The 19,777-nt window shown below is 73.2% G+C and carries 8 protein-coding genes and 16 pseudogenes; 1 reads left to right on the forward strand and 23 read right to left on the reverse strand.

The window, feature by feature from the left end; all coding sequences use genetic code 11:
- Nucleotides 1–53 precede the first annotated feature (53 nt).
- The 23 genes and pseudogenes from OG439_RS50320 to OG439_RS19430 form a co-directional block, all read right to left on the reverse strand.
- Nucleotides 54–1,067: pseudogene (locus OG439_RS50320) on the reverse strand (acyltransferase domain-containing protein); the annotation flags it as partial.
- Between the two features lie 81 nt (nucleotides 1,068–1,148).
- A pseudogene (locus tag OG439_RS50325) lies at nucleotides 1,149–1,430 on the reverse strand (ketoacyl-synthetase C-terminal extension domain-containing protein); the annotation flags it as partial.
- A pseudogene (locus OG439_RS50330) lies at nucleotides 1,407–1,787 on the reverse strand (hypothetical protein); the annotation flags it as partial. The pseudogenes OG439_RS50325 and OG439_RS50330, both read right to left, overlap by 24 nt.
- Nucleotides 1,776–2,621, reverse strand: a pseudogene (locus OG439_RS50335) (beta-ketoacyl synthase N-terminal-like domain-containing protein); the annotation flags it as partial. The pseudogenes OG439_RS50335 and OG439_RS50330, both read right to left, overlap by 12 nt.
- Nucleotides 2,595–3,041: pseudogene (locus OG439_RS50340) on the reverse strand (beta-ketoacyl reductase); the annotation flags it as partial. The pseudogenes OG439_RS50335 and OG439_RS50340, both read right to left, overlap by 27 nt.
- 24 nt (nucleotides 3,042–3,065) lie before the next feature.
- Nucleotides 3,066–4,367 (reverse strand): annotated as a pseudogene (locus OG439_RS50345) (beta-ketoacyl reductase); the annotation flags it as partial.
- Between the two features lie 3 nt (nucleotides 4,368–4,370).
- A pseudogene (locus tag OG439_RS50350) lies at nucleotides 4,371–4,796 on the reverse strand (hypothetical protein); the annotation flags it as partial.
- Nucleotides 4,794–5,822: pseudogene (locus tag OG439_RS50355) on the reverse strand (acyltransferase domain-containing protein); the annotation flags it as partial. The pseudogenes OG439_RS50355 and OG439_RS50350, both read right to left, overlap by 3 nt.
- Nucleotides 5,811–6,122, reverse strand: a pseudogene (locus tag OG439_RS50360) (ketoacyl-synthetase C-terminal extension domain-containing protein); the annotation flags it as partial. The pseudogenes OG439_RS50360 and OG439_RS50355, both read right to left, overlap by 12 nt.
- Nucleotides 6,099–6,443 (reverse strand): annotated as a pseudogene (locus OG439_RS50365) (polyketide synthase); the annotation flags it as partial. The pseudogenes OG439_RS50360 and OG439_RS50365, both read right to left, overlap by 24 nt.
- A gap of 30 nt (nucleotides 6,444–6,473) precedes the next feature.
- A pseudogene (locus tag OG439_RS50370) lies at nucleotides 6,474–7,247 on the reverse strand (polyketide synthase); the annotation flags it as partial.
- A 9-nt stretch (nucleotides 7,248–7,256) separates the two neighbouring features.
- Nucleotides 7,257–7,529: pseudogene (locus OG439_RS50375) on the reverse strand (acyl carrier protein); the annotation flags it as partial.
- A 51-nt stretch (nucleotides 7,530–7,580) separates the two neighbouring features.
- Nucleotides 7,581–8,651 (reverse strand): annotated as a pseudogene (locus OG439_RS50380) (acyltransferase domain-containing protein); the annotation flags it as partial.
- Between the two features lie 75 nt (nucleotides 8,652–8,726).
- Nucleotides 8,727–9,014 (reverse strand): annotated as a pseudogene (locus OG439_RS50385) (ketoacyl-synthetase C-terminal extension domain-containing protein); the annotation flags it as partial.
- Nucleotides 8,988–9,371: pseudogene (locus tag OG439_RS50390) on the reverse strand (polyketide synthase); the annotation flags it as partial. The pseudogenes OG439_RS50385 and OG439_RS50390, both read right to left, overlap by 27 nt.
- A pseudogene (locus OG439_RS50395) lies at nucleotides 9,360–10,034 on the reverse strand (polyketide synthase); the annotation flags it as partial. The pseudogenes OG439_RS50395 and OG439_RS50390, both read right to left, overlap by 12 nt.
- Before the next feature lie 119 nt (nucleotides 10,035–10,153).
- Nucleotides 10,154–11,332, reverse strand: a complete 1,179-nt coding sequence (locus OG439_RS19400) for a cytochrome P450 (protein WP_326950766.1) — start codon at nucleotides 11,330–11,332, stop codon at nucleotides 10,154–10,156.
- 69 nt (nucleotides 11,333–11,401) lie between these two features.
- Nucleotides 11,402–12,916, reverse strand: a complete 1,515-nt coding sequence (locus OG439_RS19405) for an ArnT family glycosyltransferase (RefSeq protein ID WP_326950767.1) — start codon at nucleotides 12,914–12,916, stop codon at nucleotides 11,402–11,404.
- Between the two features lie 83 nt (nucleotides 12,917–12,999).
- The gene (locus tag OG439_RS19410) at nucleotides 13,000–14,220 is read right to left on the reverse strand and encodes a low temperature requirement protein A (protein WP_326950768.1); all 1,221 of its coding nucleotides are present in this window, start codon (nucleotides 14,218–14,220) and stop codon (nucleotides 13,000–13,002) included.
- A gap of 33 nt (nucleotides 14,221–14,253) precedes the next feature.
- Nucleotides 14,254–14,826 carry a TetR/AcrR family transcriptional regulator gene (locus tag OG439_RS19415; RefSeq protein ID WP_326950769.1) on the reverse strand — a complete coding sequence of 191 codons (573 nt, stop codon included), beginning with the start codon at nucleotides 14,824–14,826 and terminating at the stop codon, nucleotides 14,254–14,256.
- Nucleotides 14,819–15,655: an alpha/beta fold hydrolase gene (locus OG439_RS19420; RefSeq protein ID WP_326950770.1), complete on the reverse strand. Its 837-nt coding sequence runs from the start codon at nucleotides 15,653–15,655 to the stop codon at nucleotides 14,819–14,821. The genes OG439_RS19415 and OG439_RS19420 overlap by 8 nt, the downstream gene beginning before the upstream one ends.
- 434 nt (nucleotides 15,656–16,089) lie before the next feature.
- Nucleotides 16,090–17,289 carry an MFS transporter gene (locus OG439_RS19425; protein WP_326950771.1) on the reverse strand — a complete coding sequence of 400 codons (1,200 nt, stop codon included), beginning with the start codon at nucleotides 17,287–17,289 and terminating at the stop codon, nucleotides 16,090–16,092.
- 73 nt (nucleotides 17,290–17,362) lie between these two features.
- The gene (locus OG439_RS19430; RefSeq protein ID WP_326950772.1) at nucleotides 17,363–18,625 is read right to left on the reverse strand and encodes an ATP-grasp domain-containing protein; all 1,263 of its coding nucleotides are present in this window, start codon (nucleotides 18,623–18,625) and stop codon (nucleotides 17,363–17,365) included.
- Between the two features lie 280 nt (nucleotides 18,626–18,905).
- On the opposite strand from OG439_RS19430, the gene OG439_RS19435 reads away from it, so the two are divergent.
- Nucleotides 18,906–19,697: a hypothetical protein gene (locus OG439_RS19435; protein WP_326950773.1), complete on the forward strand. Its 792-nt coding sequence runs from the start codon at nucleotides 18,906–18,908 to the stop codon at nucleotides 19,695–19,697.
- Nucleotides 19,698–19,777 lie beyond the last annotated feature (80 nt).

Raw genomic sequence — 19,777 nt, forward strand, 5'->3', positions numbered from 1 at the left:
GCGCCCGGCCCGGGCGCCAGCAACGCCGCCGGGTCCAAGGGAACGCCGTGCGCGAACAGCTCCGCCGCCGACCGCAGCAACCGGTCCTGCTCGGGTTCGTCCCGCCGCAGCGTGCCGCACACGACGGCGTCCGCGACGGTCTCCTGCACGCTCGTCGTCAGCACCGGGTGCGAGCTCGTCTCGACGAACACGCGGTGGCCCGCGTCGGCGAGCGCGCGCGTGGCGTCGGCGAACCGGACGGTGCCACGCAGGTTGCGGTACCAGTAGTCCGGCGACAGCGGACCGGTCGTCCACGCGCTGTCCACTGTGGAGTACCACGGGATCACGGGTGCCACGCTGTCCACATCGGACAGTGCGGCGGTCAGCTCGGCCTCGGCGCGGACCACGTGCGCGGTGTGCGACGCGTAGTCCACCGGCACCCGCCGCACCCGGACGTCCTGAGCCCGGTAGGTCTCGGCCAGCTCGTCCAGCGCCGCGGGATCCCCGCCCAGCACGACCGCGTCCGGGGAGTTCACCGCCGCGATCTCGACGCCGTCGGCGAGCCGGATCCGCTCCTCACCCAGTGCGACGGACAGCATCCCGCCGTGGCCGGCCAGCCGCCGCGCGATGATCCGGCTGCGCACCGCGACGACCCGGGCCGCGTCGGTCAGGGACAGCGCGCCGGCGACGCAGGCCGCGGCGATCTCGCCCTGCGAGTGCCCGACGACGGCGTCCGGCCGCAGGCCCAGGGACGCCCACACCGCGGCGAGCGACACCATCACCGCGAACGACACGGGCTGCACGACGTCCACCGCGTCGAGCGCGCCGGCGCCACGGACCACTTCGGACAGTGACCAGTCCACATGGGACGCGAGAGCGGCCTCGCACTCGGCCATCCGGGCGGCGAACACCGGGTTCGACGCCCACAGCTCCCGGCCCATGCCGGCCCACTGCGCGCCCTGGCCGGGGAAGACCCACACCACGGGCCCGGGTTCCGCCGTCCCGCGCAGCACGTTGGGCGACGCGGAACCATCGGCTACAGCGCGCAGTCCGGCTACGGCCTGCTCGTGATCCGCGGCCAGAACCACGGCGCGGTGCTCCCAGTGGGCCCGAGAGTACAACAGGGAACGTCCGGCCGCACCGACGTCGGCAGGCAGCGACTCGGCCAGGCGGGCGGCCTGGTCGGCCAGGCCCGCCGCGGACCGGCCGGTGACGACGAGCGGCACCAACCCCGCGGACGGCTTCGGGCGCACCGGCGCGGGTCCCTGTTCCAGCACGACGTGCGCGTTGGTCCCGGACACCCCGAACGACGAGACTCCGGCCCGCCGCGGCCGGTCGGCCACGTCCCACGGCCGGGCCTCGGTGAGCAGCCGGACCGCACCGGCCGTCCAGTCCACTTCGGACGTCGGTGTGTCGACGTGCAACGTCCGCGGCAGGACGCCGTACCGCATGGCCAGGACCATCTTCAGCACGCCCGCCACCCCGGCCGCGGCCTGGGCGTGCCCGATGTTGGACTTCAACGACCCCAGCCACAACGGCTCCGAGCGGTCCTGGCCGTACGTCGCGAGGAGCGCCTGCGCCTCGATCGGATCGCCCAGCGTCGTCGCCGTCCCGTGCGCTTCCACGGCGTCCACATCGGACGGACGTAGCCCCGCGTTCGCGAGTGCCTGCCGGATCACCGCTTGCTGCGACGGTCCGTTCGGCGCGGTCAGCCCGTTGGACGCGCCGTCCTGGTTGACCGCCGTCCCGCGCACGACGGCCAGCACCTCACGCCCGTCGCGCAGGGCGTCGGACCGGCGCTGCAGCACGAGGACGCCGACCCCTTCGGCCCAGCCGGTGCCCTGGGCGTCGTCGGCGAACGACCGGCACCGGCCGTCCGCGGCGAGGCCGCGCAGCCGGGAGAACTCGACGAAGATGTCCGGGGTCGCCAGCACGGTCGCCCCGCCCGCGAGCGCGAGCGAGCACTCCCCCGACCGCAGCGACTGCGCGGCCAGGTGGAGGGCGACCAGGGACGACGAGCACGCGGTGTCGACCGTGACGGCGGGCCCGCGCGCACCGAGCACATAGGACACCCGGCCGGACAGGACGCTGGCGGAGGACCCGGTCATGACGTAGCCCTCGGTCTCGCCGGAGGCGTCGCGCGCGCTGACCCCGTACGGCTGCGTCGAGGCCCCGAAGAACACCCCCGCGTTCTGCCCGCGCAGGGACGTCGGCGCGATGCCCGCGCGCTCCAGGGCCTCCCAGGACGTCTGGAGCAGCAGCCGCTGCTGCGGGTCCATGGCCAGGGCCTCACGCGGCGAGATCCCGAAGAACGCCGGATCGAACAACGCGGCGTCGTGCAGGAAGCCGCCGTGCCGGGTGTAGGACTTGCCCGCGGCGGCGGGGTCCGGGTCGTAGAGCGCCTCGACGTCCCAGCCGCGGTCGGCCGGGAACTCCGAGATCGCGTCGACCTCACCGGAAACGAGGTCCCACAACGCTTCCGGCGTGGTGACCCCACCCGGGAGCCGGACGCCCATCCCGACGATCACGACCGGATCGTCGTCGTCCGCCGGACCTGCGACGGCCACGGCGGGCGCGGCACGGCCGAGCAGGTCCGCGTGCAGCTGCTCGGCGAGGGCGGCCGGGCTGGGGTGGTCGAACACCACCGTCGCGGGCAAGGCCAGACCGGTGCGGACGGCGATGCGGTTGCGCAGTTCCACGCCCATCAGGGAGTCGAACCCCGCGTCCCGGAACGCCTGCAGCGCGCCGACACCGGGTCCGCCACCCAGCACGGTGGCCGCTTCGGCGCGGACCAGCTCGGTCAGCAGTGCCAGCCCGGCGGCGTCGTCGAGGCCGGCCAGCCGGGCCGCGAGATCGACGTCGCCACCGCGCGACGAGGGGCCGGCGAGTTCGCGCAGCACCGGGGCGATCTGGTCGCCGAGTTTCAGCGAGACCGGGACGAGCACCGGACGCTCGTCCGCGAGCGCGGCGTCCAGCAGCGCCATGCCCAGGGCCGGGTCGAGCGGCCGGAGGCCGGCGCGGGCCAGGCGGGCCGTGTCGGCCGCGCCGAGGCGCGCGGCCATGCCGTCGTCGCCGGCCCACGGGCCCCAGGCCAGCGACACCGCAGGCCGTCCGGCCGCGCGGCGGCGGACGGCGAGGGCGTCGAGGAACGCGTTCGCCGCGGCGTAGTTCGCCTGCCCGGCGCCGCCGAACACCCCCGACACCGAGGAGAACAGCACGAACGCGGCCAGGTCGTGGCCGCGGGTCAGCTCGTCGAGGTGCACGGCGGCGTCGACCTTGGGCCGGAACACCTCGGCCAGCCGCGTCCCGTCCTGCGCGGCGAGGACGCCGTCGGCCAGCACCCCGGCCGTGTGCACGACGGCGGTGAGATCGGGGATGCCGTCGAGCAGGGCCCGGACCTGGTCGCGGTCGGCGACGTCGCAGGCGACGACGTCGACGCGGGCGCCGTGGGCCCGCAGTTCGGCGGCCAGGTCCGCCGCCCCCTCGGCGTCCGGGCCGCGACGCGAGGCGAGCACCACACTCCGGACGCCCCGTTCCGCCACGACGTGCCGCGCGACCAGCGAGCCGAGCACCCCGGTGCCGCCGGTGATCAGCACGGTGCCCGCGGGATCCCACCGCACCGGTTCCGGGGGCGTGACCCGGGTCAGCCGCGGTACCCGGACGCGCCCGTCGCGCACGGCGACCTCGGGCTCGTCGAGCGCGCCGACGGCTTCGAGGAGGTCCGCCGGGGCGAGGTCGCTGTGGGCGAGCACGATGCGGCCCGGGTGCTCGGCCTGCGCCGCGCGCACCAGGCCGCCGACGGCCGCCGCGACGGGCTCGTCGCCGACGCGGACCAGCAACCGGGTGTCCACTCGGGACGGTTCAGCGAGGAAAGCCTGCAGCAGAGCCAAGACCTGGCTGACCACGGCGTGGGCCCGGGCGGGATCGGCGCCGGTCGCGTCGATCGGCAGCACCAGCCACGACGGCCGGTCGGCGGCCGCGAGGTCGTCGACGTCGTGGACGACCCGGTGCGACACCGGGCCCGGCTCGGCCGTCACTTCGCGCCACTCCAGCGCGTGGAAGCAGCTCGCGACGGTGACGGGCAGCTCGACCGGCCCGAGCGTCACGGACTCCGCGGACAGCACCACCACGCCGTCCGCGTCCGTAACGGACAGCGAAAACTCGCCCTCGGCGGCCGGGACGAGGTGGGCCTCCAGCGGGCCGGCAGCCGCCGCGTGCCGCGTCACCCCGGTCCACGCCAGCGCGTCGTCCGACGCGGAGACGGCGAGCAGCGCGGCCTCCAGCAGGTCCGGGTCGACGGCGTAACCCGCGGGTTCCGGAGCCGGGGCGGCCACCGCCAGCACCCCGCTCGCGTGGCGGGTCCAGGTGCCGTGCTGCTCGGCGTGCACCGTGATCGCGCGTTCGCCGTCCGCCTCCGCGCCGACGACGACCCGCACCGGGACGCCGCCCGTCTCGGGCAGCGTCAACGGCGTCCCGGCCACCAGCCGGCGCACCACCGGCGCGCCGATCCGGTGTCCGGCCCACAACGCGAGTTCGAGCAGCGCCGCCGCCGGGACGACCGCCGTCCCGGCCACCCGCCGCACCGGGAGCGTCGCCGGGTACCGGCCGGTCAGCACCGCCCGGCCGGTCTCCGGGTCGGTCACCAGCGCGCCCAGCACGGGGTGGTCGACGGGCGTCTGGCCGACGGCCGCGACGTCGGCGGCCGCGGGCGGCGACTCCTGCCAGTACCGCTCACGGCGGAACGCGGTCGTCGGCAACGGCACCAGCGCCGCCCGCTCGGGCAGCACCGGCGTCCAGTCGACGTCGACGCCGTGCACGAACAGCCGCGCGAGCGCCGTCAGGAGCGTCTCCGGCTCGGGCCGGTCCCGGCGCAGCGGCGCGACCGCGACCGGTCCGCCGTCGAGGACGGTCTGGGCCATCGCGGTCAGCACACCGTCCGGCCCGGCTTCGACCACCGCCGAAACTCCTCGCGCACCTAGCTCGGCGAGGGCGTCGCCGAACCGCACCGGACGGCGGATCTGCTCGACCCAGTAGTCCGCCGACGCCGGGTCGCCGTCCGCGCCGGTCACGATGGGCAGCGTCGGCGTGCGGTAGTCGATCACGGCCGCGACGGCCGCGAAGTCGGCGAGCATCGGCTCCATCAGTCCACTGTGGAACGCGTGGCTGACGGTCAGGGACGTCGTCTTGTGGCCCCGCTCCGCGAGCTTCGCCGCGGCCGCCGCCACCGGCTCCGCGGCACCCGACAGCACCACCGACGCGGGCCCGTTCACCGCCGCCAGCCAGACGCCGTCGCCGAGTACACTGTGGACGTCCACTTCGGACGCCGCCACCGCGACCATCGCTCCACCGGACGGCAGCGCCTGCATCAACCGGCCCCGCACGGCCACCAGCCGGGCCGCGTCCGGCAGCGAGAAGACACCCGCGACGTACGCGGCGGTCAGCTCGCCGACCGAGTGCCCGGCGACCACCGACGGCCGGACGCCGAACGACGCGAGGAGCCGGACCAGCGCGACCTCGAGCGCGAACAGCCCGGCCTGCGCGTACCTCGTCTCGTGCAGTTCTTCGGACCCGAACACGACCTCCGCGACGGGCGTCCCGGTGCCGTGCCGGTCCAGTTCGGCGCAGACTTCGTCGAAGGCCGCCGCGTACACCGGGAAGGCCGCGTACAGCTCGCGGCCCATCCCGACGCGCTGGGCGCCCTGGCCGGTGAACACGATGGCGATGTCCCCTGACGGACCCGCGACCCCTCGCTCGACCCCAGTACCGAGCACGACGGCGCGGTGCTCCCACGTCGTGCGGGTGCGCAGCAACGACACCGCGAGCGAACCCGGGTCGGCGTCCACAACGGACTCCAGCCGGGACAGCTGCTCGCTCAACGCCTCGGGCGACCGCGCCGACACGACCAGGGGCACCGGCAGCCCCGTCGGCTCCGGCACCGGCGTCTCGACCGGCGGTGCCTGTTCGAGGACGACGTGCGCGTTGGTGCCGGAGATGCCGAACGCCGAGACGGCGGCCCGGCGCGGCCGGCCCTCCCCCGGCCACGACGCCTCCTCGGTGAGCAGCCGCACCGCGCCGGACGTCCAGTCCACGCGGGTCGACGGGACGCTCGCGTGCAGCGTCAGCGGCAGCACACCGTGCCGCATGGCGAGGATCATCTTGATCACCCCGGCCACGCCCGCCGCGGCCTGGGTGTGCCCGAGGTTGGACTTCAGCGACCCCAGCCACACCGGCGCGCGGCCACCGCGGTCCCGGCCGTAGGTCGCCAGCACGGCCTCGGCCTCGATCGGGTCGCCCAGCGGGGTGCCGGTGCCGTGCGCCTCCACCGCGTCGACGTCCGCCGGGGACAGCCCGCCGGCGGCGAGGGCCTGCCGGATCACCGCGCGCTGCGCCGCGCCGCTCGGGGCGGTCAGGCCGTTGGACGCGCCGTCGGAGTTGACCGCGCTGCCGCGCAGCACCGCCAGCACCGGATGCCCCTCGCGACGCGCGTCGGAAAGCCGTTGCAGGACCAGGACGCCGACGCCCTCGGCCCAGCCCGTGCCGTCGGCGTCGTCGGCGAACGAGCGGCACCGGCCGTCCGGGGAGAGCCCGCCGTGCCGCGCGAACTCCGCGAACACCCCCGGGTTCGCCATCACCGTCGCGCCACCCGCCACGGCCAGGGTGCACTCCCCGCTGCGCAGGGCCTGCGCCGCCAGGTGCATCGCGACCAGCGACGACGAGCACGCGGTGTCCACCGTGAGCGCCGGGCCGCGGGTGCCGAGCAGGTACGCGATCCGGCCGGACAGCACGCTCGTCGACGTCCCGGTCAGCGCGTACCCCTCGCCGCGGCCGGTGTTCTCGTGCAGCCGGACGCCGTAGTCCTGGGCCATCGCGCCGAGGAACACGCCGGTGGCGCTCTCGCGCAGCGACGTCGGGTCGATCGCCGCGCGTTCCAGGGCTTCCCACGTGGTCTCCAGCAGCAGCCGCTGCTGGGGTTCCATGGCCAGCGCTTCGCGCGGGGAGATCCGGAAGAACGCGGCGTCGAAGTCGCCCGCGTCGTGCAGGAAACCGCCGCCGCGGGCGGTGGCCAGCACGTCGGCGCTCCAGCCGCGGTCGGCGGGCATGGGCGAGATCGCGTCGGCGCCGTCGGCCAGCACCGACCAGAACGTCTCCGGCGAGTCGATGCCGCCGGGGAAGCGGCAGCCGATGCCGACGATGGCGATCGGGTCGTCACCGGAAACATCCGGCGCAGGCTCGGGTCCGGCGGGGTCAGTTTCGGCTTCGGCGGCCAGGAAATCCGCGAGCCGCGCGGGTGTCGGGTGGTCGAACACCGCCGCGGCGGTGACGGAACCGAGGCGCCCGGCCAGTTCCACCACCATCGCCGAGTCGAACCCCAGCTCGCTGAACGACGCGGACGGTTCCACCTGCGCGACGTCGTGCGCGCCCAGGACGACGGCGGTCTCTTGGCGCACCAGCGCGTGCAGGTCCACCGGCCCCGCCGCGGGCGCGGCCACCGAGCCGGTGTCGCCGAGCCAGAACCGCTCGCGCTGGAAGGCGTACGTCGGCAGGTCCACCCGGGCCGCGCCCGGGAAGTGCCGGGACCAGTCGACCGGGACGCCGCGGACGTGCAGTTCGGCCAGCGACGTCAGGGCCTGCGTCAGCCCGCCTTCGCCGCGGCGCAGCGTGCCGGTAGCGACCGCGCCGCCGCCCGAAGCGGCGATCGCCTCGCGCACGCTGCCCAGCAGCATCGGGTGCGGGCTGACCTCGACGAACGCCGTGAAGCCCGCGGCGAGCAGCGCGCTCGTCGCGCCGTGGAAGTCGACGGTCTCGCGCAGGTTGCGGTACCAGTACCCGGCGTCGAGGGCGTCGCCGTCGACCGGTCCCGCCGTCACCGTGGAGTAGAACGGGACGGCGGCCGGGCCGGGGCGCAGACCGGTCAGGCCGGAGCGCAGCCCGGCCTCCATCGGCGCCACCCACGGCGAGTGCGACGCGTAGTCCGCGGCGATCCGCCGGACGCGCGCCTCTTCTTCCCAGTCCTCGACCAGCTCGCCCAGCGCTTCGTCGTCGCCAGCGACCAGGACCCACGCGGGCCCGTTGACGACCGACACCGACAGCCGGCCGTCCCAGCGGCCGAGGCGCTCCCGGACGACGTCCGCGGGCAGCCGCACCGACACCATGCCGGTGCCCGCGGGCACCTCCCGCGCCGCGACCCGGGCCCGTACGGAGATGACTCGCGCGCCCTCTTCCAACGTCAACGCGCCGGAGACGCACGCGGCGGCGATCTCACCCTGCGAGTGCCCGACGACCGCCGCCGGTTCGACGCCCAGCGAGCGCCACAACGCGGCCAGCGAGACCATCACCGCCCACAGCACCGGCTGGTTGACCTCGGTCCGCGCCATGCTGGGCGAGTCCTCACCCTCGCTCAGCACGTCCAGCAGCGAAAAGTCCACGTGCGGCGCGAGCGCGTCCGCGCAGGCGCGCAGCGACTCGGCGAACACCGGCGACGTCGCCAGCAGCTCGTCGGCCATCCCGGCCCACTGGGAACCCTGGCCGGGGAACACGAACACCGCGCCGCCGCGCGCGCCCGCCGTGATCCCGGGGTCGGCGCCGCCGCGGACCAGCCCGGGCGCGATGCCGCCGCCGGCCAGCGCTCGCGCGCCGCCGAGCAGCTCGGCCGAGGACGAGCCGACCAGCACCGCGCGCGACGGGAGCGCCGCGCGGGTCGTGGCCAGGGACCAGCCGACGTCGTGGCGGGTGCCTTCGGCGTGCTCGGCGAGCCGCCCCGCTTGCGCGGCCAGCGCGGCGTCACCCTGGCCGGACAGCACCCACGCGACCGGGCCGTCCTGCGGCGCACCGCCCGCCGGGGCCGCCGGGCCTTCGGCCAGCACGACGTGGCAGTTGGTGCCGCCCATGCCGAACGACGACACCGCCGCCCGCGCGCGCTCGGCGTCCGGCCACGGCTCGAGCCCGCGCGCCACCCGCAGCCGCCACTCGTCGAACCGGATGGCCGGGTTGGGCCGGTCGAAGTTGAGGTTCGGCGGCACGACCCGGTGCGTCACGGCCAGCACGGCCTTGAGCAGCCCGGCGACGCCCGCCGCGCCTTCGAGGTGTCCGAGGTTGGTCTTCGCGGAGCCGACCCACAGCGGCGACGTCCGCGCAGCGCCGTAGACCGCGCCCAGCGCGGCGGCCTCGATCGGGTCCCCCACCGCCGTGCCGGTGCCGTGCAGCTCGACGTACTGGACGTCGGCCGGGTCCACCGCCGCGCGGCGGCACGCCGACCGCAGCACGCGTTCCTGGGCCTCGGCGCTCGGGACGGTCAGCCCCGCGCTCGGGCCGTCGTTGTTGACCGCGCTGCCCTCGATGACGCAGTACACGCGATCGCCGTCGGCCAACGCGCGCGAGAGCGTCTTCAGCACGACGATGCCGCCGCCCTCGCCGCGGACGATGCCGTTCGCGCGTTCGTCGAAGGTGAAGCAGGCGCCGTCCGGGGACAGCGCGCCCAGCTCGGCGAGCGCGGCCGTGCTCTCCTCGGCCAGGTTCAGCTGGACCCCGCCGGCCAGCGCCAGGTCCGCCTCTCCGGAGCGCAGGGCGGCGCCGGCCAGGTGCACCGCGACCAGGCCGGACGACTGCCCGGTGTCCACCGACATGCTCGGCCCCGACAGGCCGAGGACGTAGGAGACGCGGTTGGCGAGGATGGCCCGGTTCACCCCGGTCATCGTGTGGTGCCCGATCCGCGCGCCGGACCGGCGGGCCAGCGCCGCGTAGTCGTCCGCGGTCACCCCGACGAACACACCGGTTTCGCTGCCCCGCAGGGAATCCGGCGCGGTCCGGGCGTCCTCCAGCGCGGCCCAGGCCAGCTCCAGCACCAGCCGCTGCTGCGGGTCCATCTCGCGTGCCTCGCGCGGCGACACCCCGAACAGCGCGGCGTCGAAGCGGTCGACGTCGCGCAGGTAGCCGGCCGGGCCGGTGTCCGGCCGGCCGCCGGGTGCGGGCCCGACCGCGGACACGCCGTCACGCAGCAGGTCCCAGTACTCCGCTGGGCCGTCGGCCCCGGGGAACCGGCACGCCATCCCCACCACCGCAACGGGTTCCGGGCGTGCGGCAGGGCGGTGCGTGGGCGTCATGCTGCTCCCGGCGTCGATGCGGCGATCCGACCCCGCGAGCTAACCGTGAACGAGGTGGGGGAATCCCTAGAGAATCACCAACCCACGACGTACTTGCTCACACCGCGCACGGCGACCTGAGGCTTCCAGGCGATCTCCCCCGTGACCCGCAACGCGGGCATCAGGTCCAGCAGCGCGCGCAACGCCTCCTGCAGTTCGACGCGGGCCAGCGCCGCGCCGAAGCAGTGGTGCGCGCCGTGGCTGTAACCGAGGTGCGGGTTCTGCTCGCGGCCGAGGTCGAGCGTGTCGGGCTCGCCGAACCGCGCGGGGTCCCGGTCGGCCGACCCCAGCGACACCAGCACCCCTTCGCCCGCCGGGACGAGCGTGCCGCCGACCTCGATGTCCTCGGCCGCGTACCGCGGGAAGACCGAACCGGACATCAGCGGCACGAACCGGGTCAGCTCCTCGACCGCGGACGGCACCAGGTCCGGGTCGTCGAGCAGCCGCTGCCAGCCGCCGGGGGTGTGCAGCAGGACGTCGACGAAGTTGCCGACCTGCGCGGCGGTCGTCTCGTGCCCGGCCAGCAGCAGCGAGTTGCCGAGGTCGACCAGCTCGTCCGCGCTGATCCGGTCCTCGTCGTCCTGGGCGCGGATCAGGGCGGAGATCAGGTCGTCGCGCGGCTCTTCCCGGCGCGCCTCGACGAGGGACGCCATGTAGCCGCGGAAGGCCGCGTGGTTGGCCATGAACTCTTCGGGGCTGATCGGCGTCGTCGAGAACACCCAGTCGGTCCAGACGCGGAACTTCGGCCGGTCCTGCGGGGGCACGCCGAGCAGCTCGCAGATCACCTGCACGGAGAACGGCAACGCGAACTGCTCCACCAGGTCCGCGGTGCCGCCCTGCTCCTTGAGGCCGGAAAGCAGCTCGCGTGCGAGGTTCCGGACCCACGGCCGCAGCTGTTCGACGCGGGCGGCGGTGAAGGCCTTCGCCACGAGCCGCCGCAGCCGCGGGTGGTCGGGTGCGTCCAGGCCGAGGATGCCCATCTCGGCACGCATCGGGATCACGCGCGGCCAGTCGTGCTGCGTGCCGAGCTGCGTCGAGAACCGGCGGTCCCCCAGCACCTGGCGCGCGTCGGCGTAGCGGGTGACGAGCCAGCCGGGTTCGCCGAAGGGCAGCCGCACCCGGGTCAGCCCCGGCCGTTCCCGCGCTTCGGCGTAGGCGTCGTCGAGCGCCAAGCCGTCGCCGTGGTTGAACGGGTAGGACACAGTGGTATCCACCTGACCCCTTTCGCCGGTGCCCGGACGGGCGGCACGCTAACACCGGTGACACTGGGGATTTCCCGGGTATCAGACGTGGAAGTCCCGCAGCTTCGGCCACAACGCCGCCCAGCTCTCGGCCCGGCCGGTGGCCAGCCACAACGGCAGGCCCTGGCTCGTGTTCGCGATCCCGAGCCCCTCGTCGACCGTGCCGACGCGCCGGACGTTCGCGAAATGCCCTTGCAGCGCCAGCGGATCCGGGCCGGCGTAGAGCACGCTCGTCGCCGAATCCGGCGGCGTCACCAGCGAGTGGTAGCCGCGGTTCGGGCTCGCCGGCTCCGGCAGGCCCAGCGCCGGGCCGTAGTGGTCGACGGCACCGGCCTGCCAGTACATCCGCGTCACGATCGCCGTGTGGGCCGGGTCGGGCAGGGCGTGGTAGGTCTTCGCGATCGACGCCGTCACCTCCGGCCAGCCGACTTCTTCGGCGGAGAACACCGACTTCGGCAGCTGCGGGTGGTCCCGCAGCCACGACTGCGGCCAGATCGGCAACGCCGTCGGCAGCATGATCAGCACCGTGAGCAGGTACACCGGCCAGGTGGCGGCCCACCGCCACCAGCGCGCCGCCCGCCCGCGCTCGAGCTCGACCGCCGCGGCCGCCCAGCACACGCCGTAGAGGCCCGCGACGTAGTACTGCCGCCCGGCGACGACGACGAACAGCACGGTGAGCCCGGCCGTCGTCCAGCCGAGGAACCGGTATTCCCGCAGCTCGGGTGCGCGCAGCAGCCGCCAGCCGCCGTACCCGAGGAGCAGCGCCGCGACCGGGAGCCCGGTCAGGGCGAGCATGACCGGCAGGATCATCGCCCGGCCACCCGGCATCGCCGCGACCTCCTGCGAGATCGCCGTGCTCATGGCCAGCTGGGGCCAGCCGTGCGTGGCCTGCCAGACCAGCGTCGGCGCGACCGCGGCCACCGCCATGAGCCCGCCGAGCCACAGGGCGGGCCGCCGCAGCAGCTCGCGCGGACCGCACGCCAGCACGGCGATCACGGCGACCAGCCAGAACGCGCCGATCAGCAGCTTGGTGTTCAGCGCGATGGCGGTGACGACGCCCGACCACACCAGCAGGCCGTCGGCCCGGGTGCGGACCCAGCGCACGAGCAGCCACACCAGCAGCGTCCACAGGAACGGATCGAAGGTCGACGTCGCCAGGTAGTGGCCGCTCGCCACGAACTGCGTGGACACCGCGAACGTCGCCGCGCCCAGCACCTGCGCCCGGCGGCCGCCACCCATCTCCCGGGCGATCAGCGCCGTGAGCACCACGGACACGACCATCACGGCCATCGCCGGCAGCCGCAGGACGAACACGGAGCCCGGCGCGATCGCCTCCATCGCCCGGGCCAGCAGCGGCACGAGCGGCGGCTGATCGGCGTACCCCCACGCCAGATGCCGTCCGGCGGCGAGGAAGTAGAGCTCGTCCCCGAAGTAGCCGTACCGTCCCGCCACGGCGATCAGCAGGAGCCCGAGCAGCCCCGCGACGACGAACACGGGCGTCCGCGCGAAGGGCGCCGTGTCCCTGACCTTCCGGGGGGCCGCGAAAAGGGCGGTCAAGGTCACTCCCATCGAACGAACCGGGCGGCGAGCACCGAGCACGCTACCGGCGGCAGCACCGGAACTTGCCTAGATTCTGCTTGTCAGGCACCGCCCTCGGCCGGTGCCAGGCGCCGTTCGAACCAGAGGTGGGCGAGCACCACCAAGGCCATGCAGGCCACCAACGTCCGGCCGCCGATACCGTGGGCGAGCAGGCCGAGCAGGAGCGGGACCACGATGCCCGTGATGATCCGCGAGATCGTCCGCTGCATGTCGGAGCTGTGGCTGGCCACACCGGTGATCACACCGAGGGCGAAGTAGGTCGCGACGGCGCCGCACAGCAACCAGCGTCCCTGCCCGGGCAACGGATCGGACCCGTGCTTCATCACCGACGAGAGCGACACCGCCACGGTGGCGACGACGCCGGTGACCAGGCAGTGCAGGCCGAGCGCCGCGCGGGCGGGGATCCGGCCGGCCCGCAGGTGCGGCAAGCCGGCGTAGCCGAAGACGACGGACAAGCCGAACATCCCGGCCAGCAACACGAACGACGCGAGTCCGGTGGCCAGCACGCCGACGTCGTAGTGCGCCTCGGCCGCGGCGCCGATGACCTGCACCACCGATTCACCGAGCACGATGATCATGAAGAGCCCGAGCCGTTCGGAGAAGTGCGCCGGATCGACCGACACCCCGTGGATCACCGGCAGCTTCCCCTCGGGGCGCGCGCCATGCCGGGTACCTGCTCGCGTGGTGAGTGCCGACTGGGCTTGCTTGAGGAGCTTGTCGCCGGACACGGCCAGGATCAGCAGCAGATCGAGAGCGATCCCCACCGCCCAGAGCACGAGCGTCCACCGCCCGTCGACCCAGATCGACGCGATCCACGGCAGCAGCCCGGCCGAGTACTGCACGACCGGGAAGTCCAGCAGCACTTCGCCCCGGCGCCACGACCGGGACCCGTAGACGCGTGTGGCGATGTAGGCGATCGCGAAGACGATCGGCGGGTGGGCGTCGCCGTCGTGGCCGAGCACCGCATGCGCCACACCCGGCACGGACGCGACCATCACCCCGAGGCCGAACATCCCGATCATCAGCCGGATCACGCGGGTCTTCCCGGCCGCGACGTTGCTGTACAACATGAAAGTCGTCCACGACAGCCAGAAGGCCAGGAACAGCAGCGTGTAGAGACCGAGCGCCGCGGCGTCCGGTTCGGACCCGAGGACGTGGGCCAGGGCCGCCACGCCGGCCACGACCACCAGGTCGAAGAACAGCTCGGCCCAGCTCGCGTGCCGCTCGGTCCGGGTGTCCTCGGCTTCGTCGGCGGTGTTCACGGACCTGGCAACTCCTCACGAAGGATCATGGAATCAGGCCCCGTCCAGGGAGCGCAAACCGTGGTCGATGAAGTCGATCATCCACGTGAAGCTGTCGTCGACACCGACGTCGATCTGGAATCCGTTGGCCGCTTCCAGCGTCGCGAACCCGTGCAGCATGGTGCGCACCATCCGCAGGACGTGGATCTCCTGACCGGAGCCGATCCCGTACCCGCGCACCATGGCCGCCCACGAGGCGAGCACCCGGTCGACCACCGCGACGAGCGGGTCGTCGGGCCCGGTCGAGCGGGCGGCGTTGCCCGCCGCGTACCGGCCGGGGTGCTGCTTCACGTACGTCCGCATCGCCTGCGCGCCGGCGGTGAAGGCGTCACTGCCCGCCCGGCCCTGGATCGCGTCGCGGATGGCGTCGGCGAGCTCGTTGCCGGCCTGGACCGCGATGCGGTGGACGAGATCGGCCTGGCCGGCGACGTGCTTGTAGAGCGAGGACGTCCGGACCCCGAGCCGCTCGGCGAGCAGGCCCATGCTGAGCTGGGCGAACCCGACCTCGTCGGCCAGCGCGGCCCCGGCTTCGGTGACCGAGGCCGGGGTGAGCCCGGCCCTAGGCACGGGTCAGCGTCTTGTCCAGGAACGGCTGGGCCAGTGCGACGACCTGATCGGGCGTCTGGACGTGCAGGTAGTGCCCGGCACCCTCGATGACCGCCAGTTCACCGAGACCGCGCGGCAGGTCGGCGACGATCTTCTCGCCCTCGGCGCGGGGGTCGGCCCAGTCGGGGTCGACGCTGCCCTCGATGATCAGGACCGGGCACGTGACGTTGGCCAGCTGCGCACCGGCGTCGGCCGGGCTGGTCTTGCACATGGCCTGCAGCACCTTCATCCGGCCCGGCTCACGCAGCTTCGCCGCGATACGGGCCGACTCGCCGTCCCAGTCGGCGGGCTTGACCGGCAGCGCCACTTCGAGGTACTTCAGCCAGCTCTCCAGCCTTCCGCGCAGCATGACCTGCGCCATCTGCGTATAGCCGGCCCGGAACCGCTTCACCCGCACCAGTCCACCGAGGTCGAACGACTGCGCGCGGGTGAACGGCGCCAGTTCGATGACGCCGGCGATGAGATCGGGCGCGGTCGCGGCCGCGATGGTGGCGGCGCCACCGCTGATCGACTGGCCGATGATCACGGCCGGACCACCAAGATGACGCACGACGGCGACCAGGTCACCGGCGATGTCGGTCCGGCTGTACCCGTCCCAGCCGACGCTGGAGTCACCACAACCACGGACGTCGACGTTGGCGACCCGGTACCCCTGCGCGGCCAGGGCCGGGGCGAGGAAGCGGTAGGAGTGCCGGCTGTCGCCGATGCCGTGCGCCAGGACGACGAGAGGTCCTTGCCCGGTCACGTCGTAGGCGAGGGTGTTGCCGGCGATGTCCAGGTACTCGGTCATGACGTTCTCCGCAACGTTGGCTAACTCTGTTCGCCGTCAAGCTAAGGCAATTAGCCAACGGACGTCAAGCCCCTGAATGAGTCGGGGGTGGTCACCGCCTCGCCGCCCGAAGCAGCAGCGATTCGACCATCCGGGTAGTGGCGCAGGCCGCGGCTAAACGCCCCCGGTACGCCGAGCGTGGTGTGGACGGTTGACCACGCGGCTCGAAGCCGCGGGTCTGAAGGAGGAAGCAGTACTGGTGCGCGTCAGGTGGTCTGTGACCTCGCTGATCCTGTCCCGGTAAGTCGTCTGGCACGGCGCGTCGGCTTCGCCGAGAGGTGAGACGTCAACGACTACGGCGCCAACCTCCTCCCACAGGAGGCGGACAGCGGCTCACTCTCATCAACGAAGCCCGACCCGCGGCCCTCCAGCAGTCCTCGGCGCGATCCGCTCACTCAAGCCGTGGCGGCGATCACCGTCGGACGCCGGGCCTGCCGGCGTCCGACGGTGACGAGCCCCGTCGCGCCGGTCAGCAGCAACGCCGCCGCGGCGGGCCAGAACCAGAGGCGGCCGGTGCTCGAGCCGTCCAGCAGGAAGCCGGACAGCAGGCCCGCCAGTACCGCGCCGAGGCCCCAGGACATGGTCGTGTAGCCCAGGTAAACGCCGGTCGCCCCGTTCGGAGCCAGCTCGGACGCGACGACGTCGGCCGCCACGATCAAGGCGAGCTCGCCCACCGTGACCACCAGCATCCCGGCGTAGAACCAGGGTGTGCCCGCCGGCAGGCAGAGCAGGCAGCCGGCCGCCATCACCAGGGACCCGCCGCCGAGCAGGACCCACCGCCGGGACATCGCCCAGCCTTCCGTCAGCCGGCCCGCCACGTGGCCGAGCGCGACGACCACCAGAGCGTTCATCGAGTTGATCAACCCCACGTCGACGTACTGCAGCCCGCGGTGTTCGGCCTCCAGCGGCACCGCCGAGACGAACAGGGAAACACCGAACCACATCGGGACCGTCAGCACGCAGTGCCCCACGAAAAGCTTGTGGCGCAACGGTTCGGCGAACGCCGTCCGCAAGCTTCCCTGCCGGCGGACGGGCGGGGTTCGTTCCACTTTGCGGTATCGGAGAAGGGCTCCGGCCGCCGCGCCGAGGTAGACCACCGCGGACAACACGAGTACCAGGCGAGGTGCCCCGCCGGCGCTGACCAAAGCGCCGGCAAGAGGCCCCGCCAGCGCGCCGACCTGCGTCGCGACGTAGAAGCCGGCGAAGGACCGCGCGCTGCTGCCGTCGTCCTTGGCCACCCGGGCCAGCACGACGCGGCCGGCGGAGTTGTACGCGGCCCCGCCGGCGCCGTCGACGACCAAGGCCGCGAGCCAGATCGGGAAGGTGATCGACGACGCCAGCAGCGCGTAGCCGGCGGCCTCCGCCACCAGCCCGAGCACCAGCACGCGCTCGGCGCCACGCCGGTCGCAGAGCACGCCGACGGGCAGGGCGAGGCCGCGCCGGAAGACCGCGTGCACGGCCACCAGCGTGCCCACCTCGATCGGGCTCATCGCGCCCGCCCGGAGCGCGACCACGCCCAGCAACGGGATCGTGAGGTAGTACCCCAGGCTGGTCGCGATCCTGGTGACGCCGATGAAGCGCTTCGTCGAACGCACGCGCGTGGACCGCCCTTCCGGACGCGGGCTCGGACGGCCCACGGGATCGCCGGGGCCGTCCGAGGTCAGGGGGTTATCCGATCTCGAGCCGCAAGGTCTTGACGAGCCGGTCGAACACATCGCCGAGGCCGGACACGGTGTCCGCGGTGAAGACGACGTGCCCGTGGGCCTGCCCGGCGTCCGGCGGGACTTCGACGTCGTCGCCGACGGCGCGGTACAAGGTGAGCTCTCGCACGTCCGGATCGGCGTTCACCTGCTCCACACCGTGGATGTTCTTGATCCGCCCGGCCTTCTCCGCGAAGAACAGGTAGAAGCCGGTCGGTTCCGGCTCCGGTTTCGAGGTGAGATCGGGCTGTCTGCCCAACGCCAGGTCCAGCAGGCCCGCCACCATGTCCACCCCGGTGCTCGACAACAGCGACTGGTAGACCGGGCCGCCGCCCAGCCGGGCGGCGGTCTCCAGGATCATCGGGTCCGCGCCGTCCCGGATGCGGAATTCGGTGTGCGTGGCGCCCATGCGGATGCCCACGGCCCGGTGCGCGGCGGCGGTGATCTCCCGGATCCGGGCCTGGACCTCGGCCGGAAGCCGGCTCGGCGTGGTGTAGTAAACCTCTTCGAAGTACGGCCCGTTCATCGGAAGCGGCTTGTCGTGGATGGCCACCACGTGTGTTTCGCCGCCGACGACGAGGGATTCGACGCTCACCTCGCTGCCGGGCAGGTACGCCTCCAGCATGATCGAGCCCCGGTACCGCGCCAGCGCGGACTCGTGGAGCGGGTCGTAGCGGAAGGCGTCCCACGCGCCCCGTCTGATCGGTTCGAAGTGTTCGGCCAGTTCCACGAGGTCGTCGACCCGGCGCACGTACATGCTCCCGCCGCCGATCAACGGCTTCATGACCAGCGGGAAGCCGATGCGCCGGGCCGTCGCGAAGGCTTCGTCGACGGTGCCGGCCAGACCGAACGCCGGCTGGGGCACGTCCCCGGCCGCGAACGCCTGGCGCATCGCGTACTTGTCCCGCGCGACCCGCGCGGTTCGCTCGCCGATGAACGGCAACCCGAGGTCCGCGGCCACCGCGGCCGCGGCCGGCACGCTGTGCTCCACGAACGTCACCACGCCGCGGACCGGTTCCGGTTCGTCTTCGACGAGCGCACGTGCGGCCGCGACGGTCTTCGCGATGTCCGACGTGTCGGCGGCGACCACCCGGTCGGCGAACTCCCGCTCCCACGTGGGGTTCTCCACGATCAGGATCAGCCGTTCACCGTGCTGCTTCGCGTATTCCGCCGCACGGCCGAGATGCCGGCGCCGGCTGGCGTTCGCCGTGTGCAGGATCAAGATGCTCATACGTCCCGTCTCCCCTCGATGGCCGGACCGAATCCCGTCGCCGCTCTTGAAGAGGACGCCGGGTGCCTCCGCTGATACACGGCGCCGTGTATCAGGTGAGGCGGCCGAAATCCTCTTGATGGTGATGAGTGCGTTGGACAGGCCTCGCGATGGGAGACGCAGAGTGCTCGACAACCGATTTCAGCTGGACGAGAACCAGGTCCGGGAATTCAGGGACCGGGGCTTCACCGTGTTGAGGGGGTTCTACGGCGAAGACTTCACGGATTACCTGCGGCACACCATGGGAAACATCCTGGCGCGCCCGACCGACAAGTACCAGAGCGGGTTCAACAGGCTGGCGTTCGACATGTACGACGGGGACGAGCAACTCGTCTCCCTGCTGACCGACGAAACCTTCAGGGCCGCGATGAACCGCCTGACCGGGCGCGGCATGTTCTTCGCGCAGGCGCTCTCGTTCGAGTTGCGGAAGCTGAAGGACAAGGGTTTCCCCTGGCACATCGGCACGCAGAGCTTCGGCTACCAGCACGCGGACGACTACGGCTGCACCATCTGGGCGCCGCTGGCGCCGATCGACCCGAGCGGCCAGCGGGGCGGGATGGCCTACGTCCCCAAGAACGTGATCTCCGGCGACTTCATGTACTCCGCCGTGGATCCCGCGTCGTTCCGCCTGCTGAAGGAGCACGTCGACGCCAAGGACGACATCACGCTCGAGGAGTTCGTCCAGCTCCGGGACGGCCCGCTGAACGATCCGGCGATGAAGCGGCTTCTGGACTACTTCTCGGTGGAAGACGACTTCGAGATCGGCGACGCGCTGATCTTCGACAAGGACGTCATCCACCGGAGCGTCCTGCTGGAAGACGGCCCGCTCGACACCCGGATGGCGTTCGTCATGCGCTTCTTCTGCGATGACAGCACCTACGACAAGAACCGGGCGCACGACCTGGAGGTGCCCAGAAAGCACTTCTCCTACGCCGGGCCGACGGCCTTCCACCTGGAGGTCGCCGACGAAAGCGGCGCGCGCCTTTCCGACAGCCCGATCTTCGCCGGGCAGGACTACCGGTCGTTGAAGTAGCCGCCGGCCGATCCGGTTGACCGGCCGGTGTCACCGCACCGTGGCCGCTCAGCCGGATCGGCGGTCGGTGGACACGCACG

The organism is Amycolatopsis sp. NBC_01307 (genome assembly GCF_035975215.1).
Taxonomy (GTDB): domain Bacteria; phylum Actinomycetota; class Actinomycetes; order Mycobacteriales; family Pseudonocardiaceae; genus Amycolatopsis.

Bases quoted from the DNA above. Each gene is read 5' to 3' on its own strand.
- OG439_RS19420 (WP_326950770.1), bottom strand. From the start codon at position 15,655: ATGACCGAGTACCTGGACATCGCCGGCAACACCCTCGCCTACGACGTG.
- OG439_RS19430 (WP_326950772.1), bottom strand. From the start codon at position 18,625: ATGAGCATCTTGATCCTGCACACGGCGAACGCCAGCCGGCGCCGGCAT.
- OG439_RS19435 (WP_326950773.1), top strand. From the start codon at position 18,906: ATGGGAAACATCCTGGCGCGCCCGACCGACAAGTACCAGAGCGGGTTC.